Raw genomic sequence first — 19,305 nt, forward strand, 5'->3', positions numbered from 1 at the left:
TTTGGGGGGGGGTGGGGGGGGGGAGGGGGGGGGGGAAGGTGGGGGGGGGGGGGGTGGGGGGGGGTTTTTGGGGTCCAAACCAAAAACCCCCCCCACGACCACCCCGGCCGACTCGGTTCCGGCGCCTTTGTCGCATTCAGAGGACGAAATGCGGCGACCTCCCGCACGCTTCCGGGCACCGTGACCCAGTCGTAGCCGAAAACGGCCCGCCCGCGCTCACGCGCTGGTTATAGTCCTGACCCGGGGTAACGGGGGAGGGAACGACGGCGATGGGCGGGTTCGTCACCGCGGCTCTGGGGTTTCCGGCCGTGCTCTTCAGCTTCCTGCTGATCGTGGTGATCGGCTACTGGCTGCTTGCCCTGCTGGGCGCCGTCGAGCTCGACGAGTTCGACGGCGGCGACGGGCTCCTGGTGGGCTTCGGCGGGGTCCCACTGTCCATTTCGCTCTCCTTACTGATCGCATTCACCTGGTTCGCCAGCCTGGCAGGGACGGTTCTTCTCGATGACCTGGAGCTTTCGACACCATCGAGGATCGGGCTCGGGGTCGGCGTGCTCGTCGTCGCGCTCGTGCTCGGCACACTCGGGACGAGGGTGATCGTGGTGCCGCTACGTCGTGTCTTCGGCCCCGCGAAGGAGCCGAGCAGGAGGGACTTCGTCGGCAGGGCCGCGGTCATCCGCACCTCGTCGGTCACCCATGACTTCGGCCAGGCCGAAGTCGCCGCCGCCGACGGGTCCACGGCCATTGTGGACGTTCGGCAGGCAGGCCAAGGCAACCTGACGGCGGGCAGCCGCGTAGTTCTCTATGACTACGACTCCGAAGGCGAGTTCTTCTGGGTCGAGTCCTTGGACATCTGAAGCAGAAAAGGAACACTATGGGTGCCATCAGTGTGGGGGCCGGCGTGCTGATCGCCGTGGTAGTTGTCATCCTCCTGGTCTTGCTCTTCACGATCACCAGGTTGTTCAAGAAGGTGCCGCAGGGGAAGGCACTGATCATCTCGAAGGTCCGCCGCGTCGACGTGACGTTCACCGGCGCGATCGTCCTGCCGGTGCTGCACAAGGCCGAGATCATGGACACCTCGGTGAAGGCGATGGAGATCACCCGCACCGGCCGCGAGGGCCTGATCTGCCGGGACAACATCCGCGCCGACATCCGGATCTCGTTCTTCGTGCGGGTCAACAAGACCGTCGAGGACGTGATCAAGGTCGCGCAGGCCATCGGCACCGAACGCGCGAGCGACGAGGCGACCCTGCAGGAGCTGTTCAACGCCAAGTTCTCCGAGGCCCTGAAGACCGTCGGCAAGCAGCTGGACTTCGTGGACCTCTACACCAAGCGCCACGAATTCCGCGACCAGATCATCCGCGTCATCGGCACCGACCTCAACGGGTACAGCCTGGAGGACGCGGCCATCGACTACCTCGAGCAGACGCCGATGGCGCAGCTCGACTCCGCGAACATCCTCGACGCGCAGGGTATCCGCAAGATCACCGAGCTGACCGCGATCGAGCACGTGCGCACGAACGAGTTCCGCCGCAGCGAGGAAAAGGAGATCACCCGCCAGAACGTGGACGCCAAGGAGGCGATCCTCGAACTGGAGCGGCGGCAGGCCGACGCCGAGATCAAGCAGCGCCGCGAGGTCGAGACCATGCGGGCGCGCGAAGAGGCCGAGATCGCGAAGGTGCAGGCGGAGGAGCGGCTCAAGTCTCAGGCCGCGCAGCTCCGCACGGACGAGCAGCTCGGCATCCAGCACCAGAACCAGCAGCGTGAGATCGAGGTCGCCGGCAAGAACCGTGAGCGGGTCATCGCCATCGAGAGCGAGCGCATCGAGAAGGACCGGCTGCTCGAGGTCATCGGCCGCGAACGTGAGACCGAGCTGTCCCGGATCGCCAAGGACAAGGAAGTCGAGACCGAGAAGCGGTCCATCGCCGAGGTGATCCGCGAGCGGATCGCGGTCGAGAAGACCGTCGCGGAGCAGGAAGAGAACATCAAGAAGCTCCGCGTCGTCGAAGAGGCGCAACGCCAGCGTGAGGCCACCATCATCCGGGCCGAGGGGGAGGCGCAGGAGAACCTCGTCAAGGACATCAAGGCCGCGGAAGCCGCCGAGGCCGCGTCGAAGCACAAGGCCCGCGAGGAGCTGACGCTGGCCGAGGCGCGCCAGCAGGCCGCCGAGCTGGAGACCAGGGCGAAGATCCGCCTGGCCGAAGGCATCCAGGCCGAGGAGGCCGCCGTCGGCCTGGCCGCGGCGCAGGTCAAGGAACGCGACGCCGACGCGCTGGAGAAGGTCGGCCGCGCCGAGGCCATCGTCGAACGCGAGAAGGCGATCGTGCTCGCCGACGCGATGCGCGACAAGCTCAAGGGCGAGGCCGAAGGTCTCACCGAGAAGGCCGCCGCGATGGCCGCGCTCGACTCCGCCAGCCGCCAGCACGAGGAGTACCGTCTGCGCCTGGAGGCCGAGAAGGAGATCCGGCTCGCCGCGCTCAACGTGCAGCGTGAGGTCGCCGAGGCGCAGGCCACGGTGCTGGGCATCGGGCTGGAGAAGGCCGACATCGACATCGTCGGAGGCGAGACGATGTTCTTCGAGAAGGTGATCGGCTCGATCGGGCTCGGCAAGAGCGTGGACGGTTTCGTCGAGCATTCGGACGTCGTCCAGACCCTCGGGAAGTCGTGGCTCGACGGTTCGGGCAGCTTCACCGACGACCTGACGAAACTGGTCGGCTCGGTGAGCACGGAGGACGTGAAGAATCTGACGCTGTCGGCCTTCCTGGCCAAGCAGCTGCAGGCGGGCGGCCCGGACAGCGGCAAGGTGCAGGAGCTGCTGGCCATGGCGCAGCGGCTCGGCCTCGCCGACACCTCTGTGGCCGCCCTCGCCCCCGCGAAGCAGTGACGACGACCGAACCGGCGGCGGGAATGGAGCAGCTGGACGCGGGCACCTACGAGGTGCTCCGCGCCCGGCTCGCCGCACAGGCCGCCGAACTGGCGAAACGCGCGGACGAGCTCAACAAGGCGCGGCTCGGGGTCTTCGGCAGCGCGCAGCTCGCGCTGATCGGCACGGAGCGGATTCGCACCGCGAACAACTGCGTGCCGCGGGACGTCGTGTCGGTCGGCGGGCGGATGCTTTTCGGCTACAACGTCTTCATCGGCCTCAAGCCCGAGACGACGGTCGATGACGTCTTCTCGCTGCACGGCTTCAGCCACGACGAAGAGGCGTTCCGCTTCGATGACGTGCCCGCCGAAGAGCTGCCGGAGCTGCTGCGCGACGAGCAGTTCGTCCGCGACTTCGCCGAGCTGTACCGGTACTACCGGCAGGCGAAGCTGCTGCAGCTGCGGCGGGTCGAGGGCAAACTGCTCGCGGTGTTCCAGATCGGTCCGCGGACCGAGGACATCCGCGTGCTGCGCTGGGGGATCGCCGCCGACGGCACGGTGTCCTATGTGGACAGCCGGGGCGAACGGGACCACGTCTTCCCGCCGTCGCACGACTTCGAATGGATCGAGACGAGCCGCGAACAGCATGTTCTCGGCCGGCATCCGCATATCTCGATCGAGGACGAGGTGTTCGTCGAGACCGTCGGCGGCAACCTGACGATCAAGGTCGAGAACAACACCGAAACCGGTGAGGGCGTCTACGCCGAGGCGGTCGACGAGCCGCTGCAGAGCCTCGCCGACGCCGAGGTCTCCTACGCCAGGATCGGCCCGCTGATCCTGCTGCGGGTGCTGCCGTACAAGGAGACCGTGCACCGATACCTGGTGTTCAACACCCGCACGCGCGACGTCGTGCGCCTCGACGGGATCGGACAGGCGTGCCAGCGGCTGCCCGAGGACCACGGGATCATCTTCCCCGGCGGCTACTACCTCGACACGGGTGTCAGCAAGACGTTCGACACCACCGTGGACGGGCTCGAATTCGAGCGGGTGATCCGCTCGCCCAACGGCGAGGACGTGCTCTACGTCTTCCACGCGCGGACCGACGGACGCTCGCTTCTCCTGCCGTACAACGTGATCCGCAAAGAGGTCTCGAACCCGATCCCGTGCCACGGGTACTCGCTGTTCGACGACGGCACGATGGTGCTGTTCCGCGCGCTGTCGGACGAGCCGAGCCGTGTGCACCCGATGCAGGTGTGGCGGACGCCGTTCCAGTCCGACACCTACGCCGCGTCGCAGCCCGCCGGGACCGGGCCGCTGGAGCGGGTCGGCAACGCCGATCTGGTCCGCGGGATCTCCGACTGTCTCTCGATCGGCCGGATGGTCGGCGAGATGGCGCCGTCGGCGGCGGTGTTCGAGGCCTTGATCGCCGCGTGCGCGCGGGTCTTCGACCACTATCACTGGCTCGGCGAGGCCGAACTCGGCGATCTGCGGTCGCCGCTGTCGGACGTCCGGGTCACCGCGGAGCAGGTGCTCGACGAGTTCGAGACGGTCGCCGCGCTCACCTCGCAGGCGGCCGACGCTGTCGAAGAGGCGGCTGCGGAGACCGCGTCGCTCGTGCGGAAGGTCCGCGGCGAGGCACTGAACGCGGCCGACGCTTGGGTGCGCAGGCTCGCCGAAATGCACCGCGCCCGAGGCCATCTCGTCACCGTCCGGGAACTGCGCTATGCCGACACCGGCCGCGTCGACGAGTTGATCGCCGATCTCGACGGAAATTTCGGCGAGGCCGCTCAGCGCGCCGTCCGGTTCCTGCAGGGCGAAGACGCGTTCACGAGCTATCACGCCGAGGTCGACGGGCTGATCGAGGCCGCGGGCGCGATCTCCACGGTCGCCGAGGCCGTCCCGGTCGCCGAACAGCTGGACGAGCAGTCCGGCGGGCTCGAAGTGCTCACCGACGTCGTCGGGGGGTTGGACATCGCGGACGCCGTGGTGCGGACGAAGATCCTCGAACGCGTCGGCGAGGTCATCGGCGCGGTCAACCGGGCACGGGCCACCCTCGAAGCACGTCGCAAGGAACTGCTGGAGACCGAGGGCCGGGCGGAGTTCGCCGCCGAGTTCGCGCTGCTCGCGCAGGCGATCACCGGCGGGCTCGCGGTCGCGGACACTCCCGACCGTTGCGACGAGCAGCTCGGTAGATTGCTGTTGCAGCTGGAAAACCTCGAGTCGCGGTTCGGCGAGTTCGACGACTTCCTCGCGTCGCTCGGCGAGAAGCGCACCGACGTCTACGAGGCGTTCTCCTCACGCAAGCAGGCGCTGCTCGACGAGCGGGCGCGTCGGGCGGACAGGCTGGTCGACTCGGCCGAGCGGATTCTCTCGAGCGTCACCAGGCGGGTCGGCACGCTCGGTTCGGTCGACGAGATCAACACCTACTTCGCTTCCGACCCGATGGTCGCGAAGCTGCGCAGCGTCGTCGCCGAACTGCGGGACCTCGGCGACCAGGTGCGCGCCGAAGAGCTGGAAGGCCGGGTCAAGGCCGCCCGGCAGGAGGCGGGCCGCGCACTGCGCGACCGGCTCGACCTTTACGGCGAGGGCGGCGAGACGATCCGCCTCGGCCGCAACACCTTCGCGGTCAACACGCAGGACATCGACCTCACTCTGGTGCCGCACGACGGCGGGATGAAGTTCGCGATCACCGGCACCGACTATCGCTCGCCGGTGCGGGATTCCGCGTTCGAGGAGACGCGGCAGTATTGGGACCAGCTACTGGTCTCGGAGTCGGCCGAGGTCTACCGCGCCGAGTACCTGGCGACGTCGATCCTGGCCGGACAGCCGGATCTGCAGGAAGCCGATCTGCTGGACGTCGTCCGGCGGGTGGCGGGGGACCGCTACGACGAGGGTTACGCGCGTGGTGTGCACGACCACGACGCCGCCGCGATCCTGTCGGTGTTGTTGCGCCTGCGATCCGGGGCCGGGCTGCTGCGTTACCCGCCCGCCGCCAGGGCCGCCGCCCAGCTGTTCTGGGCCTTCGGCGCCGATGAGGCGGCGAAGGCCGCGTGGACGACGCGTGCCGCGTCGCTCGCGCGGGTGCGGGAGGCTTTCGGTCACACCACGGCGATCGACGCGCTGGCGCGGGAACTCACCGAGGCGATGGGCGCGTTCGCCACGTCGTCCGGCCTGGCGCTGGACATCGAACTCGCCGGCGAGTACCTGTTCGAGGAGCTGGCCGACGCGTCGCCGGGTTTCGTCACCAGCGGTGGCGCGCGGACCCTGCTCGACAAGTTCCGGCTCGACCGCCGGACCTTCGCCGAAGACCTGCGCGCCCTCGAAGACCTCGCGGACCGTCACCAGCTCGCCGAGGCCTGGCTTCGGTCCTTTGTGGATTCCGCAGGTCTGCCTGACGACGAACTGGCGGAGGCCGTCGCGATCGAACTGGCCGACCTGCCCCGTTACGACTCCTCGGCGGAGCTTTCGGCCACTGTGGACGGTCTGCTCGGCTCGCATCCGCGAATCGTCAACCGGTCACTGACCCTGCGGCTCGACGAGACGCTGGCCAGGACGCTGCGCTTCCGGCGCGAGCGGGTGCCGGGTTTCCGGGCGTACCAGCGGCTGCGCAACGATCTGGTGGCGGCCGAACGCGACAGGCTGCGGCTGAGCGAATACAAGCCGAAGGTGATGAGCGCCTTCGTGCGCAACAGGTTGCTCGACGAGGTCTATCTGCCGTTGATCGGCGACAACCTCGCCAAGCAGCTCGGCGCGACCGGCGACGCGCGGCGGACCGACCAGTCCGGTCTGCTGCTGCTCATCTCGCCGCCCGGTTACGGCAAGACGACCCTCATGGAGTACGTCGCGAGCCGCCTCGGGCTGGTGTTCGTCAAGGTGAACGGGCCGGCCCTCGGGCACGAGGTCACGTCGGTGGATCCGGCGGACGCGCCCAACGCGACGGCGCGGCAAGAGGTCGAGAAGATCTCGTTCGCGCTGGAGCAGGGCAACAACGTGTTGTTGTATCTGGACGACATCCAGCACACGTCGCCGGAACTGCTGCAGAAGTTCATCTCGCTGTGCGACGCGCAACGGCGGATGGAAGGCGTGTGGGAAGGCCGGACGCGGACCTATGACCTGCGGGGCAAGCGGTTCGCGGTCTGCATGGCGGGCAACCCGTACACCGAGCAGGGCAAGCGGTTCCGGATCCCGGACATGCTCGCCAACCGCGCGGACGTGTGGAACCTCGGCGATGTGCTGTCGGGCAAGGAAGAGCTGTTCGCGCTGAGCTACATCGAGAACTCGCTCACCGCGAACACCGTCCTGGCCCCGCTGGTCTCGCGCGAACGGTCCGATGTGGACGTTCTCGTCCGGCTGGCCCGTGGCGACGGCTCGGTGCGGGCGGATCAGCTGAAGCACGCGTACTCGGCGACCGAGCTCGAGCAGATCCTCGCCGTACTGCGGAAACTGATCAAGGTCCAGCGGATCGTCCTGACGAACAACCAGGCGTACATCGCCTCGGCCGCGCAAGCGGACTCGTCCCGCGTTGAACCGCCGTTCCAGCTGCAAGGCTCGTACCGGAACATGAACAAACTCGCCGGCCGGATCGTGCCCGCGATGAACGACGCCGAACTGGAAGCGCTGATCGACGACCACTACGCCGGCGAAGCGCAGACACTCACCTCGGGCGCCGAAGCGAATCTGCTGAAACTGGCGGAACTGCGCGGACGGCTGAGCTCCTCGGAGGCGAAGCGCTGGGCGGACGTGAAGGCGGCTTACCTGCGCGCGCAGGCGCTGGGCGGGGACGACGAGGACCCGATGAGCCGCGCGGTCGGCGCGATGGGCTTGCTGGCGGATCGGGTGGGGGCGGTCGAGGCGGCTATCGAACGGGCTTCGGAGCGGATGGTCGTGCGGGATGTGATGTAGGGCTTTCCCGGTGGGCGGGCTCGGTTGCTTCTCGGCGGGTTCTTGCTGGGCGTTCGGGTGGCAGGTTCTGTCGGCGGCCTGCCTTTGTCGCCGGAAATCGGCTACGTGATCCGGTGGCTACCTCAGTGTCGGAAATCGGCGACGGACGCCCGGTGGTGCCTATCGGGAGGTCTCGGCTGAGACCTTGTTGCCGGAAGTCGTCGACGCTGCGCGGATGCCCTCGTTGTCGTAGGTCGGGGATACCGCACGGCTGCTATGGCTGCCGGGCCTCCGCCGAGTGCTCGTTGTCGAAAATCGGGGATGCCGCACTGTGGTCGTGAAGCCGGAAACTGTCGGTGGCCGGTCGTATGGTCGTGGGGTGGACACACATTCCGCGCCTGTGGCGCTACTGGAAAAACTCACTGAACCCGAGGTGCTGAAAGCTGTGAATGCTTCGGTCACTTCGTTGGACGACAAGGATTCCGTCGCTGTCGCGCAAGCGGCGTCGGCCGGGATCGCGCGGCTGGAAACGGTCCGGTTCCGGGCGCTGGCGCAGCTGAACCGGCATCGCGACGGGGCGCGGAGCGTCACGCAGGAAGTCGCCTTCGCGCTGTCTCTTGTGGACAATCATGCCGGTGCGATGGTCGCCGCTGCCGACGCGTTGACCGCCCGCCTGCCCCGCACTCTGTCCCTGATGGACCAAGGAGAAGTGAGTGGCTTCGGCGCGATGAAGGTCGCCGCGGCCACCGCGTGGCTGTCGGACGAGGACGCCCGTACCGTCGATTCGCTCCTGGAGGAGCGGTTACCGGGCAGGAACCCTGATCAGATCCGGAAAGCAGCGAACCACGCGGCGAACACCGTCGACCGCGAGGGCGCCGAAGCGCGGGCCGAACGGCATCGCGAAGGCCGTCGCCTGACCTTGCGGCAAGGCGAAACGGGAGTGGCGTCGATCGAGGTCGAAGACGGACCGGTCGAGAAAGTCACCGCCGCCTACCGGCGCATCGATCGGGAAGCACGGGCGCTCAAGACCGGGGGAAGAGACCCGCACCCTGGAGCAGCTACGCGCCGACGTCGCGCTCGACCTCCTGCTCGGCGGCCAAGGCGGCACCGGTGAACGCACCGAAGTGTTCCTGTACATGGATCTGTTCACCTACCTGGGCCTCAACGACGACCCGGCGGAGATGGCCGGACACGGCACAGTCCCCGCCGGACTGGCCCGGCACATCGCCACCGGCCCGAACACCCTGCTGCGCCGCATCATCACGGACCCGCTCTCCGGCCAGGTACTCGATCTCGGGCGGGGCCGGTATCGACCCACCGCCGGTTTGGACGAGTTCGTCCGGGTCCGGGACCGCGAGTGCCGAAGACCTGGCTGCCACCGTCCCGCGCAAGCATGCGACATCGATCATTCCGTGCCCTGGCAGCACGGCGGCCATACCAATGTCGACGAACTGATCGATCTCTGCCGACGTGACCACCGCCTCAAAGACGAAGCCGGCTGGACCTACCACCTCGCCACCGACGGCACCCTCACCATTACCACCCCCACCGGACAGAGCTACGACAGCTCACCCCCGCCGCTTCACGTACCCCGCCCAAGGACTCCGCTCGCCGACGAGCCACCACCGTTCTGAGTCTCATTGCCGGGAATCGGCGATAGGCGGCTTTGTGCGGAGGGCTCGACTTGCACCTTCAAGGACGCTCACAGGCAAGTCTTGCTGTTAGAACCGCGTCGCCGGAAAGTGGCGACGGGCGGCCTGTGTGGAGGGCTCGGCTTTGGTTCTTCGGGGCTGTCGCCGACAAGTCGCGCCATTAGGCCAGCGTTGCCGGAAAGCGCGACGGGCACCGCGTGCGCAGGGACTCCGCGTTGGCCCATCGAGGTCCGCCGCTGGCAAGCCTCGCCATTGGACTCGCTTTGCTGGAAAGTGGCGACGGGCGGCGTGCGAGGAGGGTGCGGCTTGGTCCTTTGAGCGGTGCTGGCAAGTCGCGCCATTAGACCGCGTTGCCGGAAAGCGGCGACGGGCACCGCGTGCCCAAGGGCTCTGCTTCGGCCCCTTCAAAAGCCGCTGCCAAAACTCGCCATTAGGCCAGCGTCGCCGAAAAGCGGCAACAGGCGGCGAGTCCGCAAGACTCCGCTCAAACCGGGCGCAGCCATCGCCTACCCGAGCCACCCGGGACCACTCAAGACCTCAAAGCAGCCAACTGCGCAGTCGTGAGCCGTTCCGCCAACGGGACCGCCCGATACTCCCCAGCGCGAGAATCCACCCGAACCGGGCCGGCGATGTGCGGATGCTCTTCCGCCACCCGCAAGGCGGCCGCGGCCCGCTCGGTGGACCAGTCCAGTGCGGACGCGAGGGCAGGAAGGGAGAGTGCGCGCCCGGCGTGGAGGAGTGCGGTGAGTACGGTCAGCGCGTCACCGGCGAATACGGCGACGCGGTCGTCGTGCATGACTTCGTCGATGCGGGCGTGGAACCGGGAGAGGTCGTCCAAGCGGGCGCCCGCGGGTGTCGCGACGCCGAGGACTTCGGCGCCCTGGCGGGAGACCTTGACCCATTCCTGGTTCGAGCGGACGCTTTCGGCCCAGACTCGCTGCGGCATTTCCTCGTCGATGACGTACTGCTCACGGCGGCCGTCCCGTTCCCGCTTGAGCATCGCCTGCGCTTCGAGGTAGGCGACGGCGTTCGAGATCGAGGCCGGGCTGACCTGGAGCCGCCGGGCGAGTTCGGCGGCGGTGAGCACGCCGTCGTCGCTGACGGCCAGGCAAGCGAGGACGCGCGCGGTCATCCGGGGTAGTCCGGTCGCCACGATCATCTCGGCGAAGTCGGTTTCGAAGGCGCGTACGGCTTCCGGGTCCCGTCCGTAGCCGTTCTCGAGGACGGGGACGGCGCGCGGTTGCGGTTTGCGGCGCCGCGCGCGTTCGCCGGTCACGCGGTTCGCTTCGTCGGCGCGGTAGCCGGAACGGCCGCAGTTGCGCGCGACCTCGCGGCTGATCGTCGACGTCGGCCGCCCGAGCCGCCGGGCGATCTCGGCGTAACCGAGACCGTCCTTGAGCCAGGTCGCGATCAGCCGGCGGTCCTCCTGGGTCAGCCTGCCGCCCGGCATGGGCACCTCCTGTGCGTTCACGCGCAGATCATTGCAACGAGACGTTGCATTCACCGCCACGACCGTTGCAACGATTTCCCGAAATCTACCAGCAGCAACAGCAAAAATGCCAGTCCGTAGCTTTGAGTCAAACGTAAATGCAACGTAGCCTTTGGGTATCGGTAAAAACTGGGAGGAACAGCAATGACCACCTCGATCCCTCATCTCACCGAGATACCCCTCGAACGACCGAAGGGCTGCCCGTTCGACCCGCCCGCCGAGCTCGGCACGCTGCGCGACGAGCACCCGCTCGTCCGGCTGACGTTCCCCGACGGCCACGAAGGCTGGCTCGCGACGGGGCACGCGATCGCCCGGGCCGTCCTCGCGGATCCGCGGTTCAGCGCCCGGCAGGAGCTGATGCACTCGCCGCTGCCGGGCGCGGCCGCGATGGTGGAGATGCCACCGGCGGCCCCGGGGATGTTCATCAGGATGGACGGTGCGGAGCACGCGCGGTACCGCAAGCTGCTCACCGGCAAGTTCACCGTCCGCCGAATGCGGCTGCTCTCCGAACGAGTGGAGCAGGTGACCACCGAGTATCTCGACGCGATGGAACGGCAAGGTACGTCAGCAGACCTGGTGACGGCCTTCGCGCAGCCCATTCCGGCGCTGATGATCTGCGAGCTGCTCGGCGTCCCCTACGAAGACCACGAGTTCTTCCGCCGCAACGTCCTGCCGCTGAACCTGCCGGACGCTCCGGCCGAGGAGCAGGAAGCCGCCATCAACGCGCTGGGGGAGTACCTCTACAAACTCATCTTGGCGAAACGGGCCGAGCCGACCGACGACATCCTCGGCGAACTGACGACCACGGAACTCACCGACGAGGAGCTCACCAGTATCGCGTTCCTCTTGCTGGGAGCCGGTTTGGACACCACGGCCAATATGCTCGCGCTGGGCACTTTCGCCTTGCTGCAACATCCGGACCAGCTCGCGGTCTTGCGCGAAGAACCGGAGCGTATCGACGGCGCGATCGAGGAACTGCTGCGCTACTTGACGATCGCGCACACCGGTGCGCGCACCGCGCTCGAAGACGTCGAGATCGGCGGCCGGCTCGTCAAAGCGGGGGAGGCGGTCGCGCTGTCGGGCATGGCGGCCAACCGTGATCCGCTGAAATTCCCGGATCCCGACCGGCTCGACGTCCGCCGGAACGCCGCCGGGCACGCCTCCTTCGGGCACGGGGTCCACCAGTGCCTCGGTCAGCAGCTCGCGCGGGTCCAGATGAAGGTCGCCTTCACCGGGCTGCTCGCCAGGTTCCCGAAGCTGCGACTGGCCGTTCCGGCCGAAGAGATCCCGATGCGGACGGATTCCGACATCTACGGGGTGTACGCGCTCCCGGTGGCGTGGGACTGATCGCAATGAAACTCGAAGTGGACCGGGAACGCTGTGTGGGCGCCGGAATGTGCGTGCTGACCGCGCCCGATGTGTTCGCACAGGACGATGAAGACGGCCGTGTCCGGTTGCTGGACCGGGACCCGGCGGAGATCGGCGACGCCGTGCAGTTGTGTCCGGCGGCGGCGATCACGGCGAGCGAATGACCGGCCAGGGGGTGCCGGGCGGGCACCCCCTGGCGCGGGATCAGCCGATTTCCGCGAGGACCTTGCCCGCGTCGGCGCTCTGCACCGCGGTGCCGGCGTAGAGCTGCTGGACCCTGGCCTTCTCCTGGGCGTTGGGGTTCACGTTGGTGCAGCTGACGCCACCGGTCGAGCCGGACATCAGCGACGAGCACGGGCCGGGCTTCACATCGGGCAGGCCGAGGCTGTGCCCGAGTTCGTGGGAAGCGATCCGGGGCGTGTGATAGCCCTGCTGGACGGCCTGCCTGCCCATCCACACGGTGACCGTGCCGCCGGGGCGGACCGGGCCGAGCGTGGCGCGCGGCCAGCCGTTGTCGGCGATGACCCGGATGTTGACCCGCTGCCCCGGCGTCGCCTTCACGATACGGACGTTGGTGACGTTGGTGTTCCAGACGTTGACGCCGGCGGCCACCGCTTCCTTGAACTCCGCGGCCTGGCTGTCGTCGTAGGTCAGGGTGGTCGCCATGATCTCGGCGGCACCGGCGGAGGGGGCCGAGAGCACCGAGATGGAGAGCGCGGCGCCGGTGAGCACCGCGGCGAAGGTACGTCGAAGCACGTTGAACTCCTCGCGTTTAAGGCGTGCTGGAATTTCGGAGCAGTGTCGACACTGAACCTTTCGAGGCGGTCGGGGTACCCGCCGATAGTCGCCTGTCGTTAACCATGATCTTGACGCGACCGGAAGACTGTGCCGTTATGACGACGGCGCGTTTCACTGGACACGAAGAACCGATCCTCGCGGTCGCGGTGAAGGGAAACCGCCTGGTCACCGGCGGTGCGGACCGGACCGTGCGGGTCTGGGACCTGGAGACCGGAGAGCAGCGTTTCGCGATGAGCGGCCACGATCGGCCGGTGCTGGCGGTGGGTATTTCGGGGCAGTACGTGGTCGGTTGCGATGGGGCGACGGTGCGGCGCTGGCGGATCACCGGTACCGGCGCGCATCCCCCGGAGGTCCAGACCACCAGGCGGACCGTGGCGGTCGCGGTGGCGAAGGACTTCGCCGTGTCCGGCGCGGGAAGCACTGTCGAGGTCCGGAGGCTGGACGGCACGACGGTACGGGCTCTGCGCACCGGCGGCCCGGAGGTGGAGTCGGTCGCGGTGACCCCGGACGGCCGGGTGGTCGTCGCCGGGGACGACGCCGGTGGCGTGCGGTTGTGGGACGGGGAAATCGTTTCCCACTACCGGTTCGGCGGCGCGGGCGCGGTCCACGTGGTCGCGATCTCGGCGGACGGCCAGCAGGTGCTGTCCGCCGAAGGGGAGATGGTCCGGTTGTGGGGGCGCAAGGGCGATCCGGCCCTCGTCTTCCCCGGGCATACCGGCGTGGTGCGGGCGCTGGCCTTCGGCGCGGACGGCAGGTTGGTGCTATCCGGCGGCTCCGACGGCGAGGTCCGCGTCCGCGAGATCGACGACCCGCGCGACTACACGCTCCTCAAGGGACATCAGGGGAACGTCCGGGCGATCGTCTGCACCGCGGGCAACGAGAAGATCGTCACCGTCGGGGACGACCGCACGATCCGGGTGTGGGACCGCTTCGGCAACCAGATCGACGGCACCGGCTTCGTCGAGCCCAAACCGGGCCGGGCGCGGCCGCGGATCACGCCCGACGTCGAAAGTCCGGTCGACCTGATCGGTTTCCACGACGACGTGCGCACCCTCGCCGCGGTCATCGCCGACCGGGAGACCAGCCCACCGCTGTGCGTCGCGCTGCTGGGCCCGTGGGGCTCCGGCAAGTCGAGTTTCGTCCGGCAGGTGACCGACCGGGTGGCCGAACTGGCGCGCCGGTCCCGCGGCGCCGCCGCCAACAGCGTGTTCACCGGTGAGATCCGGCAGATCCGGTTCAACGCCTGGCAGTACCACGACGACCATCTGTGGGTCGGGCTCGTGGACCACCTGTTCCGCAACATCGGCGCGCCCGAGACGCACGCGGACTCCGGCGAGGTCCGCGCCGAACGCGAGGAGCTGCGCAATCGGCTCGCGGGACTGAAGGCGGTCAAGGCGGATTCCCCGCACACCTGGCGCTGGCGGCTGCTGGTGTCCGGGGTGGACCGGGCCGAACGCCGTCGGCGAAGGCTTGCCGTCGCGGGATACGCGGTGCTGGGCGTGCTCGGTGTCGCCGCGGCGATCACCGGCTGGGCGTTGTGGCACAACGCTATCCTCGCCGCGGCGGGCGCCGTCGTCGCGCTCGGTGCCGTGCTGACCCCGGCGCTCACCACCGCCAGGGCGGCCCTCGCGCCGGTGAAGTCCACTTTGGACAAGCTGCGGCACGACGTGGACAAACGCACGGAACGGTTCGAGACCGAGGTCCGGGAGACCGAGGAACGGCTCCGGCGGCTCGACGCGGCGAGCAGGCTCGGCGATCTGATCGAAGAGGCGAAAACCGGGAGATACGGGGACTACCAAGGGGTTTTCGCCCGGGTCCGCGAAGACCTCGCGAACCTGAGCGCCGATCTGGTGGACGCCAGGGAGGAATGGCTGCGGGCGGGCGGCACGGGCAAGCCGCCGCTGGAACGGATCGTGCTCTACATCGACGATCTCGACCGCTGCCCGCCGTCGAAGGTGATCGAAGTACTGGCCGCGGTGCATCTACTGCTGGCGCTGCCCGCGTTCGTCGTGGTGGTCGCGGTCGACCCGCGGTGGCTGCGGCGCTGCCTCGACCTGCACCACGAAGAACTGTTCGGCACGGGGGAGGCGCGACGGGCGGAGTATCTCGACAAGATCTTCCAGATCGTGTTCGCCTTGCGCCCCATGGGAAGCGCGGCGGACGAGCTGATCGACGCGCTGATGCCGATCGAGGAACGGGAACCGGAGCCGTCCGAGCCCGAAGAACGGCCGAAGGACGGGAGCACCCCCGAACCCGGCGAAACGAGGGAGGTCGTCGTCCAGGAAACGGCCCCGCCGACGTTCTACAACATGCGGCCGGACCGGCTGCGGCTCACCGAGGTCGAACGCACTTTCGTCCACGTGCTGCGGAAAAGGCTGAACACGCCGCGCGAGATCCGGAAGCTGGTCAACCTCTACCGGCTCGTGCGCATCGGCATCCCGGACGCGGAACTGGCGCGGTTCGTCGGCGGCCCCTACCGCGCGGTGCTCGTCCTGCTGACCCTGCTGGTCGCCGATCCGGACGCCGCGCGCGCGACGTTCGTCGCCCTCGCGGCCGGAGAATCGTTACGAGAGGCCTTTCCACCTGAATGGCGGCTAGACGCCGAATCCTTCGATGATCTAAAGGTCTATCGGAATTGGGTGGGCACTCTCGCCCGCTTCAGTTTCGAAACCTACGATCTCGTGACCGAGGAGACGGAACCGGGAACCACGTTGTAGCTACACTTGCCCGCTACGACGGCTAGGGGGCGGCGCATGCGGAGAACAGGCTGGCTTTCGCTCGTCTTCGGCGCGCTCGTCGGGACGCTCGTGATCGTCCTGCTCGCCACCACGGTCACCCCGCCCTCGAACGTGACCAGGGCCGACTGCGTCCGCCTGGTCACCAGTTCCTCCACGGAGAAGGGCGACCTGATCGCCGAACTGGCCGAGCGGTACAACAACACTGGCCGGACGTTCGACGGCGGCCGGTGCGCGAAGGTCGAGGCGTACAAGAAGACCTCGGGTGCCACGCTCGACCTCATCGCCGACGGCTGGAACGACATCGACGAACGCCAGCCCGAGCCCCAGGTCTGGATGCCCAGTTCGTCGCTCTGGCTCGATCTGCTGCGCCAGCGCGGAAAGGGCGAGCGGATCAGGACCGGGCCGAAGACCTCCCTCGCGACCAGCCCGATGGTGATCGCGATGCCGGAACCGATGGCCAAGGCCATGGGCTGGCCGGGAAGGACCCTCGGCTGGGGTGACGTACTGGAAATGAACCGCAACGGCGGCTGGGCCTCGAAGGGTGCGGCGTACGCCCAGTGGGGCAACTTCACACTCGGCAAGGACAACCCGCGGCGGTCGACGTCCGGGCTCGCCGCGACCATCGCGACCTACTTCGCGGCGACGGGCGGCGACTACGGCAAGATCGGGACCGCGGAGACCGTGCAGTTCGTCCGCGGGATCGAGGCGTCGGTCGCCTACTACAGCGACGATTCGGTGGCCTTCCTGAAGACGCTGTACGAAGAGGACCGCAAGAAGCCGACGCCCTACATCAGCGCGATGGCGATGCAGGAGCAGATGGTCTACCTCTACAACCGCGGCGTGCCGACCGGGGATCCGGCGCAGCTGAAGGGAAACCCCGTCGCGCCGCTGCGCCCGCTGGTCGCCGTCCACCCCAGGGAAGGGACGATGCTGATCGACCATCCCTTCCTGACCACCGCGAACGCGTCACCGGAGCAGCAGGCGGCGGCCAAGGACTTCTACGACTTTCTCCTGGAGACCGAGCAGCAGAAACGGTTCCGTGATCTCGGGTTCCGGGACCCCGGCGGTAGCGGGAACCCGGAGCTGGCCAAGGTCGTGGGCACGCAGGAGACCCAGGAACCCCCGAAGATCGGCGTCCCGACCGGCGAGCAGATCCAGAAGATGCTCGACGGCTGGGAGTACACGCAGCGGCGCGGCCGGATCCTGCTGGTGCTGGACCTGTCCGGCTCGATGAACGAACCGTTCGACAAGAACCGCAAGGACAAGCCGTACTCCGAGAGCCGGATCGCCCTGCTGAAACCCGCGATCCGGAAACAGCTCGAGTACCTGCATCCCGAAGACGAGGTCGGGCTGTGGACGTTCTCCGACGGGTATGAGGAAAAGATGCCGATCGGCAAGGTGAAGAACGTCCGCGGCCCGATGCTCGACCTGGTCGAAAACCTGACCCCGAAAGGCGATACGGCGCTGTACCAGACCGTGATGGCCGCGAACGACAAGATGCGGCGGGAGTTCGACCCGAACCTGATCAACGCCGTCGTCTTCCTGACCGACGGCGAGAACACCGAGGCCGGGACGAAGGAGCAGGTGCTGCAGAACGTCGACGCCGAGCGACTGGACAACTCCGTCCGCATCTTCACCATGGCCTACGGCGCGCAGGCCGACAGCCGGGTCCTCGACGAGATCGCGCAGAAGTCCAAGGCCCGCAGCTACCAGGCCGTCGACCCGCACGGCATCGACAAGATGTTCGTCAACGTCTTCAGCAACTTCTGACATGGCCGAGTACGACAACCGGCCGTTCCACGTCGTCGCGGTGGTGCTGGGCCTGATCGCCGGGATGATCGGCCGCGCGGTGACCTATCCGCATCCGCAGGCCTGGCTCTTCGGCGCGGCCGCCGCGCTGGCAGTGCTGGTCCCGGCCGAGACCGCGTTCTTCGTGCTGAACGGCAGGCGGCGGAAGCCGGCGCGGGAGAAGAAGCGTGCGCCGCAACCCACTCCCTACGACCACTTCAGCCTGCTCGGCCGGGCGCTGACCGCCATCGAAACGGTGCGGCCGGGCGAGACGGAGCTTTCCGGAGCCTTCCGCCGGGCGGTGGCCCGGCTCGAAGAACACAAGAACCGGAACACTCCCGAAGTCGTCGAACTGCGGGTGACGGTGAAGCAGACCACCGACCGGCTGGAACGACACGCGGGGGACGAGAACCCTGATCCGGTGATGCTCGTCGAACGGATGGGGCTGTACCGGGAAACGCTCGAAGAGGCTCTCCGGGCGGTCGAACCGGGTTGAGTGTTCGGTGCCGAACAGACTACGGCCGTGCGTCATGCTGATCTGACAGCATGCCGTTGATCGGGCGCCGGGTTGTCGAGGGCGTGGAACATGTGGTCGTACCGGTGGAGCACCGGTTCAGCCTGGAGGAGGCCGTGCTGGCGGTGATGGCCGCCAAGAGCACCGTGCGGCCCGCTCCGGGAGTCAAGGTCGCTCCGCTGAAGGTGTCGGAGGTACGGTCAGCGCTGCTCTATGCGGCGAAACACGCCGACAGACGACACCAGATCGTGGACAGCTATTTCGTCGAGGCCGAAGACGGACCGTTGCACCGGTTGGCCGAGTGGATCAGATCGGAGCTGATCCGGCTGGGCATCTTCACCACCCACGACGGTTCCGCCGCCGGATCGGGTGGCCGATTCGGTTACTCTCCGCGATAGGTGTTCACGACTGCCTGGGAGGGTGTTTCGTGGGTTTGGGCCAGGAGGCCGCCGAAGAAAGAGAACGTCCGTTCCTGGAGCGACTGGACGAACCCGTCCGCGCCCGGTTGCTGGAAATGGGCACCCCGCAGACCTACGAGGGACGGCAGGCGCTCATGCGGGCGGGCGAACCCGGCGACTTCGTCATGCTGCTGCGGCACGGCTACGTGAAGGTGACCAGCGCCGACCGGATGGGCGCGACGGTCATCCTCGACGTCGGGGTCCCCGGAGATCTGCACGGCGAGATCGCGGTGATCGCGGGCGGCATTCGGATGGCCGACGTCGTCGCCATCGAAGAAGTGCACGTCCGGCGTATCGCGGCGAGCGAGTTCAACCGGTTCCTGCTGGAGCATCCGGCGGCGATGCGGGAGGTGCTCGTCAGCGTCGCCCGCAGGTTCGTGCTCGCCCAGCGGCAGCGGACCCAGTCCTGGAAACCGCAGGCGGTGGCCAGGGTCGCGACCAGGTTGGACTATCTCGTCGACGTCTGTGGCATCCGGACACCCGCCGGCTGGCGGATCGGGATCCCGTTGAGCCAGGACGAACTCGCGCAGTTCATCCCGATGGGCCGGACCATGGTCGCGCAGGCACTGGACAAACTCCGGAAGGCGGGAGTGGTGGCCAGTTCGCGCCGGGCGATCACCGTCATCGATCGCGAGGCATTGCGGGTGGTCACGGAAAAAGGTGTGACTTAGCTCACTGGCGTTGATCGACGCGGGGTCACGTTTTGTTCGGTTCCGAACAGAACTTCCGGTGAGGAGTGGGAACACTGCTCCCTGTCGCC

Annotated in this window: 12 protein-coding genes and 1 pseudogene; 11 read left to right on the plus strand and 2 right to left on the minus strand. The window is 67.9% G+C overall.

Annotated elements, in window-relative coordinates; all coding sequences use genetic code 11:
* Nucleotides 1–269: 269 nt before the first annotated feature.
* The 4 genes and pseudogenes from AC069I_RS37680 (at nt 270) to AC069I_RS37695 (ending at nt 9,374) form a co-directional block, all read left to right on the plus strand.
* Nucleotides 270–854, plus strand: a complete 585-nt coding sequence (locus AC069I_RS37680; protein WP_478267480.1) for a hypothetical protein — start codon at nt 270–272, stop codon at nt 852–854.
* Nucleotides 855–871: 17 nt separating this feature from the next.
* Entirely contained in the window at nt 872–2,881 is a 2,010-nt protein-coding gene (locus AC069I_RS37685) for a flotillin family protein (protein ID WP_478226846.1), read from the plus strand.
* Nucleotides 2,878–7,761 carry a DNA repair ATPase gene (locus tag AC069I_RS37690; RefSeq protein WP_478267481.1) on the plus strand — a complete coding sequence of 1,628 codons (4,884 nt, stop codon included), beginning with the start codon at nt 2,878–2,880 and terminating at the stop codon, nt 7,759–7,761. The genes AC069I_RS37685 and AC069I_RS37690 overlap by 4 nt, the downstream gene beginning before the upstream one ends.
* A gap of 379 nt (nt 7,762–8,140) precedes the next feature.
* A pseudogene (locus tag AC069I_RS37695) lies at nt 8,141–9,374 on the plus strand (HNH endonuclease signature motif containing protein).
* A gap of 547 nt (nt 9,375–9,921) precedes the next feature.
* On the opposite strand, the gene AC069I_RS37700 reads toward AC069I_RS37695, so the two are convergent.
* The gene (locus AC069I_RS37700; RefSeq protein ID WP_478267488.1) at nt 9,922–10,842 is read right to left on the minus strand and encodes a helix-turn-helix domain-containing protein; all 921 of its coding nucleotides are present in this window, start codon (nt 10,840–10,842) and stop codon (nt 9,922–9,924) included.
* Between the two features lie 183 nt (nt 10,843–11,025).
* On the opposite strand from AC069I_RS37700, the gene AC069I_RS37705 reads away from it, so the two are divergent.
* Together AC069I_RS37705 and AC069I_RS37710 are read left to right on the plus strand one after the other, a co-directional pair.
* Complete coding sequence (locus tag AC069I_RS37705) at nt 11,026–12,228, plus strand: cytochrome P450 (protein WP_478234949.1); 1,203 nt, start codon at nt 11,026–11,028, stop codon at nt 12,226–12,228.
* Nucleotides 12,229–12,233: 5 nt separating this feature from the next.
* Entirely contained in the window at nt 12,234–12,413 is a 180-nt protein-coding gene (locus tag AC069I_RS37710) for a ferredoxin (RefSeq protein ID WP_340684182.1), read from the plus strand.
* Nucleotides 12,414–12,453: 40 nt separating this feature from the next.
* On the opposite strand, the gene AC069I_RS37715 is transcribed toward AC069I_RS37710, so the two are convergent.
* On the minus strand, nt 12,454–13,005 hold the full coding sequence (locus tag AC069I_RS37715) for a snapalysin family zinc-dependent metalloprotease (RefSeq protein ID WP_478234948.1): 552 nt from the start codon (nt 13,003–13,005) through the stop codon (nt 12,454–12,456).
* A 137-nt stretch (nt 13,006–13,142) separates the two neighbouring features.
* Between AC069I_RS37715 and AC069I_RS37720 the strand changes: the two genes are divergently transcribed.
* The 5 genes from AC069I_RS37720 to AC069I_RS37740 are packed head-to-tail and all read left to right on the plus strand — an operon-like array spanning nt 13,143 to nt 19,216.
* A complete protein-coding gene (locus AC069I_RS37720; RefSeq protein ID WP_478267482.1) occupies nt 13,143–15,764 on the plus strand; it encodes a P-loop NTPase fold protein in 2,622 nt (873 codons plus the stop codon).
* A 36-nt stretch (nt 15,765–15,800) separates the two neighbouring features.
* Complete coding sequence (locus tag AC069I_RS37725) at nt 15,801–17,555, plus strand: substrate-binding and vWA domain-containing protein (RefSeq protein ID WP_478267483.1); 1,755 nt, start codon at nt 15,801–15,803, stop codon at nt 17,553–17,555.
* Between the two features lies 1 nt (nt 17,556).
* Nucleotides 17,557–18,069: a hypothetical protein gene (locus tag AC069I_RS37730; RefSeq protein WP_478226852.1), complete on the plus strand. Its 513-nt coding sequence runs from the start codon at nt 17,557–17,559 to the stop codon at nt 18,067–18,069.
* Nucleotides 18,070–18,119: 50 nt separating this feature from the next.
* The gene (locus AC069I_RS37735; RefSeq protein WP_478226853.1) at nt 18,120–18,485 is read left to right on the plus strand and encodes a hypothetical protein; all 366 of its coding nucleotides are present in this window, start codon (nt 18,120–18,122) and stop codon (nt 18,483–18,485) included.
* Nucleotides 18,486–18,514: 29 nt separating this feature from the next.
* Nucleotides 18,515–19,216: a Crp/Fnr family transcriptional regulator gene (locus AC069I_RS37740; RefSeq protein WP_125680634.1), complete on the plus strand. Its 702-nt coding sequence runs from the start codon at nt 18,515–18,517 to the stop codon at nt 19,214–19,216.
* Nucleotides 19,217–19,305: the final 89 nt, after the last annotated feature.

The organism is Amycolatopsis sp. NPDC043885, from assembly GCF_056435685.1.